This is a genomic window from Marinobacter xestospongiae (assembly GCF_023156385.1).
In the GTDB taxonomy this organism is placed as follows: Bacteria; Pseudomonadota; Gammaproteobacteria; order Pseudomonadales; family Oleiphilaceae; genus Marinobacter; species Marinobacter xestospongiae.
Window position 1 is genome coordinate 84290 of the sequence record NZ_JAKZAK010000017.1, and the last position, 12982, is coordinate 97271.

Here is a 12982-nt window from a genome sequence, read left to right on the forward strand (position 1 = left end):
TAGCAGAACGGCGGCCTCACGCGCAGCCACCGCTCATCGTCAAACGGCTCACCGGCCCAGCCTCAATCGTCGGCGCGCCAGTGACCGCTGCGCCCACCCTTTTTCTCCAGCAGCCGGACCTGCTCCACGACCATGCCCCGGTCTACCGCCTTACACATGTCATAGAGGGTCAATGCCGCCACGCTGGCGGCCGTCAGCGCCTCCATTTCCACCCCGGTCCGGGCCGCGAGCTTGCAGCGGGCCTCAATATGCACCGCCGAGACCTCCGGCTGTGGCGTCAGCACCACTTTGACCGAGGTCAGGTTGAGGGCATGACACAGTGGAATCAGTTCGTGGGTCTTCTTCGCCGCCATGATGCCGGCGATGCGTGCGGTCGCCAGTACATCGCCCTTGGGGTGCTCGCCATCGACAATCATCGCCAGGGTGGCGGGCGCCATGCGGATCAGTGCTTCGGCACAGGCCTCACGCTCGGTGACCTGTTTGTCGGTCACATCGACCATGCGGGCCTGGCCCTGGTCATCCAGGTGGGTCAGTTTAGTCACAGTAATACCTCAGTTCGAAGAGTCTCACGGCAGCTCAACGCCACCAATAGCCAATACCGGCGATGCCCTGGCCGCCAGCCTCCCGGGCCTGGCTCACATCGTCCGGCCCCAGACCACCAAGGGCATACACCGGCACCGTCGCCGCGGCCGTCAGGGCCTGGAACCGGGCCCAGCCCATCGCGGCAACGTCCGGATGGGTCCGGGTCGGCTGTACCGGCGCCAGGGTCACAAAGTCGGCACCCAACGCGATGGCGTGGGCCAGTTGCGCCTCATCGTGACAGGATACGCCAAGCCAGCAAGACGCCGGTACCGGACGCTCGTCCAGACCCGCCGCTTCCCGCCAGGGCAGGTGCAGGCCATCGACGGCAAGCCCCTGCAGGCAGCCCGCCGAACCGTGTGCCAGCAGCGTGACACCGGCTTTGCGGCACACCTCCTGGGCCGCGGCCGCAAACGCCTGGTAGTCCTCGGCGCAAAGCCAGGGCGCCCTCAACACCACCATCCCGGACTGGTGCTGAAGCTGCTGACGGAGCCGCTCGACGCCCTGCTCGACGTCGTCGAAGCCGCCGCTTATGGCCAGCTGACAGGGCAACCGCAGGGCCCGAATGATGGGGCGGTTGGCGGCGGGAAAATCCTCATCCCGGAGCTGATCCGGTGCCAGCCACTGGATTGGCTGACCTTCGCGGCCATGGGCCTCCCCCTCGGCCGCATCGCTGCGCCAGACATCCAGGAACACCCGTTTGTCACCATAGTCGTGGCGTATGCCAATCACCGGCTGCAGGGACGCCGGCGGCACCTTGAGTCCGGTTTCTTCATCAATCTCCCGTACCAGCGCCATCTGGACGCTCTCACCAGGCTCCACCTTGCCACCGGGAAACTCCAGCAGCCCACCCTGGTGGACGCTGTCCGGGCGGCGGGCAATCAGTACCCGCCCCTGTCGGTAGATCACCGCAACCGCAACATGAACCTCTTTCATGCTCAGGTCCGGTACTCAGCGTTGATGGTGACGTAGTCATGGGAGAAATCGCAGGTCCAGACCCGCTCAAACACCTCACCCCGGCGCAGGTTGATGTGGATGGTGATCTCCTCCCGATCCATCACCGCCTGGCCACGGGCTTCGCTGTAGTCCGCAGCCCGGCCGCCGTCCCGTACCAGACAGACATCCCCCAGCCAGATCTCCAGGGCGTCCAGGTCCAGATCGTCGATTCCGGCCCGGCCAACCGCGGCGAGAATTCGCCCCCAGTTGGGATCGGAGGCGAACAGCGCGGTTTTCACCAGTGGCGAGTGGGCCACGGTGTAGGCTACGGCCAGGGCTTCTTCCTGGGTGGCCGCCTCACTCACCTCCAGGGTGACAAACTTGGTTGCCCCCTCGCCATCACGGACAATGGCGTGGGCCAGCTCCAGGTACACCTGTGCCAGGGCCTCGCGGAAGACGCCCAGCTCCGCACTGTCGGCGGTCAGGCTGTCACCGCCGGCGGCACCGGTCGCCACCAGCATGCAGGCGTCGTTGGTGGAAGTGTCGCTGTCGATGGTGATGCGATTGAAGGACTGATCCCCCAACTCACTGGCAAGCGTCTGCAACAGGCCGGGCTCGATGTCGGCATCAGTGGCGATGAAGCCCAGCATGGTGGCCATGTTGGGGCGAATCATGCCAGCGCCCTTGCTGATCCCGGAGATGGTGATCACCCGATCACCCAGGGTGACCTGTGTCGACGCCCCTTTGGGCCGGGTGTCGGTGGTCATGATGCCGGCCGCCGCCTCCGCCCAGGCACCTTGATCCAGGTTGGCCAGCGCGGCCGGTAACGCCGACACCAGTCGCTGCAGTGGCAGTGGCTCACCAATCACCCCGGTGGAAAACGGCAACACCTGGCTGGGCGCCACACCGGCAGCCTGGGCCAGCGCCTCACAGGTCGCCCGGGCATCCGCCATGCCCTGGGCTCCGGTGCCGGCGTTGGCGTTGCCGGTATTGATCACCAGATAGCGGGGCTGGCCCAGCTGCAAGTGTTCGCGGGCAACCCGTACCGGCGCGGCGCAGAAGCGGTTCTGGGTGAAGATGCCGGCTACCCGGGCGCCCTCCGCCAGCTCGAAAACCACCAGATCCTGGCGCCCGGGGGTCTTGATCCCGGCACTGGCTACTCCCAGACGAACGCCGCCAACCGGCGCAAACTCAGGCAAGGTACCCGGACCTACCGCCATGCTCTCTCTCCTGTAATGATGGGTGTCTGTAAACGAAAAACCCGCAGCCTGGCGATGCCAGGGTGCGGGTCCAGTAACGCCAGCTTGTGTCTGTATCAGCTCACTTTGCCATGGCACTGTTTGTACTTCTTGCCAGACCCGCAGGGACAGGGCTCGTTTCGCCCCACCTTTCGCTCCTGGCGCACGAAGGTTTCCGGCGTCGCCTGGCCGGACTGGTCGCCGCCACGCTCACCTTCCGGCTGCTGCGCCGCCGCCGTGGCACTGCCTTCGTCATGGCGCAGGCGGGCAGAGGCCAGCTCCCGCTCCAGCTCGGCCTTGCGACGACGCTCAATCTCTTCCATCTCTTCCTGGCTCTGTACCCGGACGTGGCAGAGAATGCGGACAACATCCCGTTTCATGCTGTCGAGCATGGTCTCAAACAGGTTGAAGGCTTCGCGCTTGTATTCCTGCTTCGGATTCTTCTGGGCGTAGCCCCGCAGGTGGATACCGCGACGCAGGTGATCCATGTTGGACAGGTGCTCTTTCCACAGCGTATCCAGCACCTGCAGGAACACCTGCTTCTCGAACTTGCGCATGGACTCGGCGCCCACCACCTCTTCCTTGCTGGCGTAGACCTTGACGATCTCTTCCAGAATACGCTGACGCAAGGTCTCCTCGTGGAGTTTCTTGTCTTCGTCCAGCCACTGCTGGATCGGCAGTTCAGCCGCCATCTCCTGCTGCAGCTGAGCCTCCAGGCCCGCCACATCCCACTGCTCCGGCATGCTCTGGGGCGGAATGAACTCGCTCACCAGGCTGTCCACCACATCTTCGCGGATGGTGTGGACCATGTCGGAAACATCCTCGGCAGCCATGACCTCGTTACGCTGGTCGTAGATCACCGTACGCTGGTCGTTGGCTACGTCGTCATACTCCAGCAGGGTCTTACGCATGTCGAAGTTGCGACCTTCCACCTTGCGCTGGGATTTTTCGATGACGTTGGTCACCATCCGGTGCTCGATGGCCTCGCCCTTCTTCATGCCCATCGCCTGCATCAGGTTCTTCACCCGTTCCGGAGCGAAAATCCGCATCAGGTTGTCTTCCAGCGACAGGAAGAAGCGGGAAGAACCGGGATCGCCCTGACGACCGGCCCGGCCCCGCAGCTGGTTGTCGATACGGCGGGATTCGTGACGCTCGGTACCGATGATGTGCAGACCGCCGGCTTCCAGCACCTGATTATGGCGCTCGCTCCAGGCCGCCTTGATCTTCGCGACCTGCTCTTCAGATGGATTCTCAAGGGCCGCCACTTCCGACTCCCAGTTGCCCCCCAGCACTATGTCGGTACCCCGACCGGCCATGTTGGTGGCAATGGTCACCGCACCGGGACGACCAGCCTGGGCGATGATCTGGGCTTCACTCTCGTGCTGCTTGGCGTTGAGGATCTTGTGCTCGATGCGAGCCTTGCGCAGCAGCATGGACAGCAGCTCGGAGGCCTCGATGGAGGCGGTACCAACCAGGATCGGCCGGCCCTCGGCTGTTACATCCTTGACCTCATCGATGATGGCCTGGAATTTCTCTTCCTGGGTGAGGTAGATCAGGTCGTTGTAATCGATCCGCTGGATGGTCTTGTTGGGTGGAATCACCACCACATCGAGACCATAGATCTGGCGGAATTCGAAGGCTTCGGTATCGGCGGTACCGGTCATCCCCGCCAGTTTGTCGTAGAGACGGAAATAGTTCTGGAAGGTGGTGGATGCCAGGGTCTGGCTCTCAGCCTGGATGTTGACCCCTTCCTTCGCCTCGATGGCCTGGTGCAGCCCCTCACTCCAGCGACGACCCGGCATGGTCCGGCCGGTGTGCTCATCGACGATGACCACCTGGCCACCCTGGACAATGTAGTCGACGTCTTTCTGGAACAGATGGTGGGCGCGCAGAGCCGAATGGACGTGGTGCAGCAGCGCCAGGTTAGTGGCGGAGTACAGGTTTTCACCTTCCTTCAGCATTTCCCGCTGCAGCAGCAGCTCTTCAACCTTCTCATGACCGGACTCGGTCAGTTCAACCTGACGGCTTTTCTCATCGATGGTGAAATCACCGGTAGGCTCACCGTCCTCCGGCGCCTCACCGCGCTCAAGGTTGGGGACCAGTTCGTTGATCTCGCGGTACAGTTTGGAACTGTCTTCGGCGGCACCGGAGATGATCAGCGGGGTACGGGCCTCATCGATCAGGATCGAGTCGACCTCATCGACAATGGCAAAGTGGAGGTCGCGCTGGACCTTGTCCGCGGTGCTGAACGCCATGTTGTCCCGCAGGTAGTCAAAGCCGAACTCGTTGTTGGTGCCGTAGGTGATGTCGGCCTGATAGGCTTCACGCTTCTCGGCAGGAGACTGGCCGGCAACAATCACCCCGACCTGCAGGCCGAGGAACCGGTACAGTTTGCCCATCCACTCTGCATCCCGGCGGGCCAGGTAGTCGTTCACCGTCACCACGTGCACGCCTTTGCCTGGCAGAGCGTTGAGGTATACCGCCGCGGTGGCTACCAGGGTCTTACCTTCACCGGTCTTCATCTCGGCGATACGGCCTTCGTGCAGGGTGATACCACCGATCAGCTGAACGTCATAGTGACGCATGCCCATACTGCGACGGCTGGCCTCGCGCACGGTGGCAAAGGCCTCGGGCAGCAGTGCCTCCAGGGCTTCGCCTTCGTCCAGGCGACGACGGAACTCAGCGGTCTTACCCTGCAACTCGCTGTCAGACAACGCCCCATACTGCTCTTCAAGCTCATTGATACGCGTAACTGTCTTGCGCATTCTCTTGATTTCGCGGGCGTTTTTACTGCCAAACAACTTCGTTGCAAGCTTCGTGAACATAGACCACTGCTTCTTTGATTAAACGTAGGGAGCCGGCATTCTAACCTTATTTCGCACAAGGAAAAAAGGCAGGTCCGACGGCAACGGCGACTGACACGCAAAAACCGGCACATCGGGGGAGTTCCGGCAAGGAGGGAGTGCGGTGGGGAGAGGCGGTCACGCCAGCGTGTGGGCCGCTGGCGTGCCGTCAGCGACTGGCGCGCTGGATGTAATGCTCTGGGTTCTGACTCTTACCGTCCTGCAGCACTTCAAAGTGCACATGGGGGCCGGTGGAACGTCCCGTGCTGCCCATCAATGCCAGCACCTGGCCTTTCTCGACAATATCACCCACCTGGACCTTCAGGGTCTTGCAGTGGGCGTAGCGGGTAACCAGTCCATCACCATGGTCGATTTCAACCAGATTGCCATAGCCACTGCGCTTGTCGGAGTAAGTCACCACCCCGGCGGCAACGGCGATGATGTCGCTGCCATCCTTGCCGGCAAGGTCCACGCCACCATGCCAGGTGCGACGACCGGTGAACGGATCGGAACGGTAGCCATAGCGGGAGGACAGCCAGCCCCAAGTGATCGGACGACCTGCCACGAAGCGCTCGTCCTCCAGCTGCTTGTGAGAGATCAACGAGTCGAGCAGGCGCAGCTGCTGCTCCCGGTCAGCGATTCGGGCCTCCAGCTGTGCCACCATCTCCGTCAGCTCCGGCGTGGAGAAAGACTCTCCCGGCAGGGCGTCTTCCGGACCACCAACGGCCGCAGGCTGATCAAAATTGAATTCTTCGCTGGCAATCAGGCCGGATTCCACGAAGCGCTGGCCCATGGCATCCAGGCGCAACAACCGCCCCTGCATCTGACCAAGACGCAGGGTCAGGGCGTCTACCTGTTGCGCGGTGCGACGCTGCAGATCCGCCAACTGCTGATCCTGCTCGCTTAACCGCCCCTGCCACTCACGCACCAGCGGTGAAGTTACCACCACCGGCGCCTGGGCCCCTGAGGTAGCACCGCCACCAGCCTGATAGCCGGCCCACACCGCCAGCGCCAGCAGGGACATCCCGACGGCCACCAACAGCAGGACGGCTGGCAGTCCGAGGGAAACCACACGGGACTGTCCGTGACGCTTGCCGACCAGGATAATATTCATGTCATGTTCTGGATTCATACGGGAACCGCTGCACCTTCCGCTGGTTGCGTTTCCCACTGGATAACTGGAACTGCCGGCGTACGTGGCAAAAACCGGGGCAGGATACCCCTTGCCACTCCGTTGCAGGCAGTCTGGCGCTCATTGGCGAGGCATCACGGGGAAACGGCACAACCAAGACTGAAACAATCAGTTGGCCCCCATGGACACGCCCGCCCATCTCAATGTAAAACGAGTGTAATACAGGACCTACTGAATAAACGTGCCGAAGTGTAACTAAATGTAACGGACGCCGTCGAGCAAAACCTGAACAATGAAGAAAAAAGCCAGCCTGGATCTCACCCCCAACGCCACTCGCCAGGGCCCGATCCTGAGGAGTCTGCTGTCAAAGGCGGAACTGCATCACCAGGTCGAACGCCAGGTTTTGGCAGCGCTTCCCGAGCGACTGCAGTACGGCGTTCGTTTTGTCAGCTACCTCGATGGCGAACTGACACTCAGCGCAGAGTCAGCCACCGTGGCCACCCAGTTGCGCTACCGGCAACATGAAATCATGGCGGCACTGCGGGAACAGTCAGTATTGGAGTTCGTGTGGAAGTTCAAGGTCAAGGTGATTCCGGCACGCTTCGCGGCGGAAACCGTGCGTCACGCCAAGACTCTCAGTAACGAAAACGCCCGGCTCCTCAAAGAGGAAGCCGGGCACACGAAGGATAGGAAACTACGCGAGGTTCTCGAAAAGCTCGCCAGTCATACCAAGGATTGAGCCCTCCCGGCTCAACCCTGGGCGGCCAGGACTGGTTTCAGATAGGAGATTGGCGCGGTGCTCTCGTCTTCGAAGGTCACCACTTCCCAGGCGTCCTGCTCGGCCCGCAGCTTGCGCAGCAGCTTGTTGTTCAGGTCGTGCCCTGACTTCACGCCGCGGAACTCGCCAATCAGGCTGTTGCCCAGGAGGTACAGATCGCCAATGGCGTCCAGTACCTTGTGCTTGACGAACTCGTCGTCGTAGCGCAGGCCGTCCTCGTTGAGGATCTTGTAATCGTCCACCACGATGGCGTTGTCGACACTGCCACCCAGAGCCAGGTTCATCGCCCGCAGTTTCTCGATATCACGCATGAACCCGAAGGTCCGGGCGCGACTGACTTCCTTCACAAAGGAGGTGCTGGAGAAATCCACCGACGCGGTCTGGGCACGGCCCTTGAACACCGGATGGTCGAAATCGATGCCGAAGCTGACCTTGAAGCCGTCAAATGGCAGGAAGGTGGCTTTCTTGTCGCCTTCTTCGATAGACACTTCCCGCTTGATGCGGATAAACCGCTTGGGAGCGTCCTGCTCGGCGATACCGGCAGACTGCAGCAGGAACACAAAAGGACCGGCACTGCCGTCCATGATCGGCACTTCCGCCGCGCTCAGTTCCACGTAACAGTTGTCGATGCCGAGACCCGCCATGGCGGACAGCAGGTGCTCTACTGTTGCCACACGGACACCGTCCTTTACCAGCGTCGTCGACAGCATGGTTTCGCCGACATTCTCGGCGCAGGCGCGGATTTCGACGACCGGATCAAGGTCCGCCCGTCGGAATACGATACCTGAGTCCACCGGAGCGGGCTTCAGCGTGAGGTAAACTTTCTCACCCGAATGCAAGCCAACGCCGGTGGCTCGGATGGTGTTTTTAAGGGTCCGTTGTTTGATCATCGGTAAATATACCCGTAACAAAAAGTCGATATCTTCTGGGCAAAAAACTGGCCAGAGGATATCAAAGAATGCAACTGAATACCATTTAACCAGCCGGCGGCCACCGGCAGGCATTCAGTCTGCCCGATTAAACCCGGTATCAGTGGTAACCCGGAGACAGCAATCTCCCCGCGATGGTAACCCAGCGGGGTCTTGCCACCCTTGGCCCTACTGACTTTTCTACGGGCAAACAGGGTGCAATGTGAGCACCCTATCAGTCCGCCTGACGACGCAGGAATGCGGGAATATCGAGATAGTCCACACTCTGCTCTTCGCTGTCCTTGCTCTGTTCCATCGCCACATTGCCATTGGCAACCGCGCGACGGCGCAGAACAGCCGGCCGGTCAAGCTGATTGTAATCGGTTGTCCCATCCAGGGAACGGGTATTGTCCACAACCTTGGTGGGTTTCTCGCGATCGCCCCCCAGGCCGGTTGCCACCACGGTCACCTTGAGTTCGTCGGTCATCTCCGGATCGATTACCGTACCCACCACGACGGTGGCCGAATCGGATGCAAATTCCCGAACGATATCGCCCACTTCGGAGAATTCGCCCAGGTTGAGATCCATACCCGCGGTGATGTTGACCAGGATACCCTTGGCGCCCTGCAGGTTGATGTCTTCCAGCAGCGGGCTGCGAACGGCAGCTTCGGCGGCTTCCTGAGCCCGGTTCTCGCCGGTGGCGCGCGCCGTACCCATCATCGCCATGCCCATCTCCGACATCACCGTCTTCACGTCCGCGAAGTCGACGTTGATCATACCGTTGCGGGTGATCAGGTCGGCAATGCCCTGAACCGCGCCCAGCAGAACGTCGTTGGCAGAGGCGAAGGCGTCCAGCAGACTGGTTTTCTTGCCCATCACCGCCAGCAGTTTCTCGTTGGGGATGGTGATCAGGGAGTCCACACACTCTTCCAGTTCCTTCAGGCCTTCTTCGGCCACGCTCATGCGCTTGCCACCCTCGAACACGAACGGCTTGGTCACCACCGCAACGGTCAGGATGCCCAGCTCACGGGCAACGTCGGCAACAATCGGCGCGGCACCGGTACCGGTGCCGCCGCCCATGCCGGCGGTAATGAACACCATGTCGGCGCCCTTGAGGGACTCGGCAATGCGGTCCCGGTCTTCCAGTGCCGACTGACGCCCGACTTCCGGGTTGGCACCGGCCCCGAGGCCCTTGGTGATGTTGCCACCGAGCTGGATCACCTGACGGGGGTCCATATCGGTCAGTGCCTGGGCATCGGTATTGGCACAAATGAATTCAACACCTTCGATGTCGCTGTTCAGCATGTGGCGAACGGCATTGCCACCGCCGCCGCCGACACCGACGACCTTAATCACAGCGTTTTGCTGGACATTATCTACGAGTTCAAACATTCCCCTACTCCTTCGTACTGTTGTCAGCCTGTTCCCGACTGATTTTTTTCGTCTCTGTTTTTTCGAGATACCTTCGTATTGCCGGCATGACCTCCGGCACAGCGCTGGCCCGTCAGAAATTCCCGGTAAACCAGTTTTTCATGCGCTCAACCAGGGACGGCTGTTCCTCCTGCTTGACCGTGGGCTCCTCTCCCAGATCCATCTGGCGGAAGCCATAGATCAACAACCCGACGCCAGTGGCGTAGATCGGGTTGTTGACCACTTCCGTCATCCCGGCAACGGCCTGCGGGCAGGCCAGTCGTACCGGCATGTGGAAGATTTCCTCGGCCAGTTCCACCACCCCTTCCATGGTGGAGGAACCGCCGGTGATCACGATGCCTGCCGGCACCAGGTCCTCAAACCCGGAGCGGCGCAACTCGGACTGGACCAGAGTGAACAGCTCCTCATAGCGAGGCTCAACCACTTCGGCCAGGGCCTGACGGGACAGATCCCGGGGTGCCCGGTCACCAACGCTGGGCACCTTGATGGTCTCATCCGCGCCGGCCAGCTGGGTCAGCGCGCAGGCATACTTGATCTTGATTTCTTCGGCATTCTGGGTCGGTGTCCGCAGGGCCATGGCGATGTCGTTGGTGACCTGATCGCCGGCAATCGGAATGACCGCGGTGTGGCGGATCGCGCCGCCGGTGAACACCGCAATGTCGGTGGTCCCGCCACCCACATCCACCACGCACACTCCCAGTTCCTTCTCATCCTCGGTCAGCACGGCATAGCTGGACGCCAGCTGCTCCAGGATGATGTCGTCGGCGTCCAGACCACAGCGGCGGACGCACTTCTCGATATTCTGGGCCGCATTGACCGCACAGGTAACCAGATGAACCTTGGCTTCCAGACGTACTCCGGACATGCCCATGGGTTCCTTGATGCCTTCCTGGCTGTCGATAACAAACTCCTGCGGCAGGATGTGCAGGACCTTCTGATCCGCCGGTATCGCCACCGCCTGGGCCGCATCAATCACCCGGTCAATGTCCGCCTGGGTCACTTCGCGGTCGCGGATCGCCACAATGCCGTGGGAATTCAGGCTCTTGATATGGCTACCTGCAATCCCGGCATACACCGAGTGGATACGGCAGCCCGCCATCAGCTCCGCTTCTTCGATGGCCCGCTGGATCGCCTGGACGGTGGTTTCGATATTCACCACCACGCCCCGCTTCAGCCCCCGGGAAGGATGCGAGCCAATGCCCACGACTTCGATGGTGCCGTCCAGCTTGCGCTTGCCCACAATCGCAACCACCTTGGAGGTTCCGATATCCAGGCCAACAATCATATTTTCCGTATCAACCGATGACATGTAATTCACCAAAACGTGGTTTTGCCAATGCGTCTATGTGTTCTTGCCCGAGTCTGAAACCAGCGGTTTCCATTGCACCGCAACCCCGTTGCTGTAGCGGGCGTCCACTCGTGTGACCTGGTCCGCCCTGGGTGCCAGCTGGTCCCGGTAAACGGTCAGGAAGCGCTCGAAACGCTGCTCTACCTGATCCCGCCCCAGAGCAACCTCAATGCCGTTTGCCAACCGCAGGGTCCAGGCCCCCCGCTCTTCCAGTGCCAGACCGGCAAAGCCCATCTCTTCTGCCGCCAGGCTCTCGGACAGATGGCGCGCCATATCAATCACGTCCCGGACCCGGTCATCCGGCCCCGCCAACAGTGGCAGGCGGCCCGCGACGTCCCGGTTGGCGGGTGCAAACAGTCGGCCGGTGCGGCTGACCAGTTGTTCATGGTTCCAGTACGCCAGCGGCTTGCGCTCGCGCACGTCCACCACCAGCCGGTCCGGCCAGACCCGACGCACCGCCGCCGAGGCGACCCAGGGGCGCCGTTCCAGCGCGGTCTTGACCTCTGCCAGGTCGGTGGCGAAATAGCTCCGACCGATCCAGTCTCCTACGTGACGTTCCAGGGCATTGCGGTTCTCGCCCACCAGCTCTCCGCGCACATCGATGGCCATGATTTTGCGATCCATCGCCGCCAACACTTCACCGGTGGCCCAGGGCACCATCGCCGCCAGCAGCAGGACGGTGGTACCAAGCCCTACCTGCAACCAGGGAATCGCCCCCAGCAGCGCCCTCAACGGGCCCAGCCGATCCGGCTCCGGGTCCAGCGAGGTTGCCCCCCGCCGCCGTGGTGGCTCGGGGGGTGTGGCGCGTCCGCGCACCAGCACCCGTTCAAGCACCGCGTTCCTCCAGCGTGTCTTGCAGAATTTTCACCACCAGTTCCTCAAAGCTGATACCCGCCGCCCGGGCTGCCATGGGCACCAGGCTGTGATCGGTCATGCCCGGCGAGGTGTTCACTTCCAGCAGCCAGAACTCACCCTCGCGGTCCTGCATGATGTCCACCCGCCCCCAGGTGCGGCAGCCAACCACCTGGAAGGCTTCCACCGCCAGGTGCTGGAGTGCCAGCTCACTCTCCGGCGACAGCCCGCAGGGAATCCGATACTGGGTGTCCCCTGCCAGGTACTTGGCGTCGTAATCGTAGAACTCGTGATCGGTGCTCAGGCCAATCGCCGGCAGCGCCCGCCCCTGCAGCACGCTGACGGTGAACTCCGGCCCCTCGATCCATTCTTCCACCAGCACCAGAGAATCGTGCTCACAGGCCGCCAGGTAGGCCGCTGCCAGCTCGTCCCGGTCCCGTACTTTACGGATGCCGATGCTGGAGCCTTCCCTCGACGGCTTGACACTGAGCGGGAACGTCAGCGCCTGGGCCACGGTATCGGCATCGTCGACCGACGCCATGACCCGGAATCCTGGCGTTGGCAGGCCACAACCGGCAAACACGTACTTGGTGCGCAGCTTGTCCATTGCCAGCGCCGACGCCATCACTTCGCTGCCGGTGTAGGGAATGCCCGCCTGGGACAGGATCGCCTGCAAAGTGCCGTCTTCACCGCCACGACCGTGAAGAGCGATAAACACCCGGTCAAAGTCGGGGGCCTTCACGGTTTCCAGCAGACAACCGCGGACGTCGACGGCAAACGCGTCCACACCGGCGGACTGCAACGCCCGCAACACCGCTTCACCACTTTTCAGGGACACCGCCCGCTCGGCCGAATCGCCGCCCATAAAGACCGCGACCCGCCCCAGGGCGGCTCGGGTCTCTGCGTCAACGCGGTATTCCTGTACTGTCATATCAC

The 12982-nt window shown here is 62.0% G+C and carries 11 protein-coding genes; 1 reads left to right on the forward strand and 10 read right to left on the reverse strand.

Annotation, left to right across the window (positions count from 1 at the left end):
- Positions 1-62 precede the first annotated feature (62 nt).
- The 5 genes from moaC to MLD24_RS13315 form a co-directional block, all read right to left on the reverse strand.
- Positions 63-542: a cyclic pyranopterin monophosphate synthase MoaC gene (gene moaC, locus MLD24_RS13295; RefSeq protein ID WP_227172234.1), complete on the reverse strand. Its 480-nt coding sequence runs from the start codon at positions 540-542 to the stop codon at positions 63-65.
- Between the two features lie 34 nt (positions 543-576).
- On the reverse strand, positions 577-1515 hold the full coding sequence (locus MLD24_RS13300; RefSeq protein WP_248167063.1) for a Nudix family hydrolase: 939 nt from the start codon (positions 1513-1515) through the stop codon (positions 577-579).
- Between the two features lie 2 nt (positions 1516-1517).
- Complete coding sequence (argJ, locus tag MLD24_RS13305) at positions 1518-2735, reverse strand: bifunctional glutamate N-acetyltransferase/amino-acid acetyltransferase ArgJ (RefSeq protein WP_248167065.1); 1218 nt, start codon at positions 2733-2735, stop codon at positions 1518-1520.
- A gap of 95 nt (positions 2736-2830) precedes the next feature.
- On the reverse strand, positions 2831-5578 hold the full coding sequence (secA, locus tag MLD24_RS13310) for a preprotein translocase subunit SecA (RefSeq protein ID WP_248167066.1): 2748 nt from the start codon (positions 5576-5578) through the stop codon (positions 2831-2833).
- 187 nt (positions 5579-5765) lie between these two features.
- On the reverse strand, positions 5766-6710 hold the full coding sequence (locus MLD24_RS13315) for a M23 family metallopeptidase (protein ID WP_248167068.1): 945 nt from the start codon (positions 6708-6710) through the stop codon (positions 5766-5768).
- Positions 6711-7020: 310 nt separating this feature from the next.
- Between MLD24_RS13315 and MLD24_RS13320 the strand changes: the two genes are divergently transcribed.
- Positions 7021-7467, forward strand: coding sequence for a DciA family protein (locus tag MLD24_RS13320; protein WP_248167071.1), 447 nt, complete (start codon positions 7021-7023; stop codon positions 7465-7467).
- Positions 7468-7478: 11 nt separating this feature from the next.
- On the opposite strand, the gene lpxC is transcribed toward MLD24_RS13320, so the two are convergent.
- The 5 genes from lpxC to MLD24_RS13345 form a co-directional block, all read right to left on the reverse strand.
- Entirely contained in the window at positions 7479-8396 is a 918-nt protein-coding gene (lpxC, locus tag MLD24_RS13325) for a UDP-3-O-acyl-N-acetylglucosamine deacetylase (RefSeq protein ID WP_227172240.1), read from the reverse strand.
- A 253-nt stretch (positions 8397-8649) separates the two neighbouring features.
- Positions 8650-9807, reverse strand: coding sequence for a cell division protein FtsZ (ftsZ, locus tag MLD24_RS13330; RefSeq protein WP_227172241.1), 1158 nt, complete (start codon positions 9805-9807; stop codon positions 8650-8652).
- A gap of 112 nt (positions 9808-9919) precedes the next feature.
- On the reverse strand, positions 9920-11155 hold the full coding sequence (gene ftsA / locus MLD24_RS13335; protein WP_227172242.1) for a cell division protein FtsA: 1236 nt from the start codon (positions 11153-11155) through the stop codon (positions 9920-9922).
- A 33-nt stretch (positions 11156-11188) separates the two neighbouring features.
- Complete coding sequence (locus MLD24_RS13340) at positions 11189-12028, reverse strand: cell division protein FtsQ/DivIB (protein WP_248167072.1); 840 nt, start codon at positions 12026-12028, stop codon at positions 11189-11191.
- Positions 12021-12977 carry a D-alanine--D-alanine ligase gene (locus MLD24_RS13345; protein ID WP_248167075.1) on the reverse strand — a complete coding sequence of 319 codons (957 nt, stop codon included), beginning with the start codon at positions 12975-12977 and terminating at the stop codon, positions 12021-12023. The genes MLD24_RS13340 and MLD24_RS13345 overlap by 8 nt, the downstream gene beginning before the upstream one ends.
- Positions 12978-12982 lie beyond the last annotated feature (5 nt).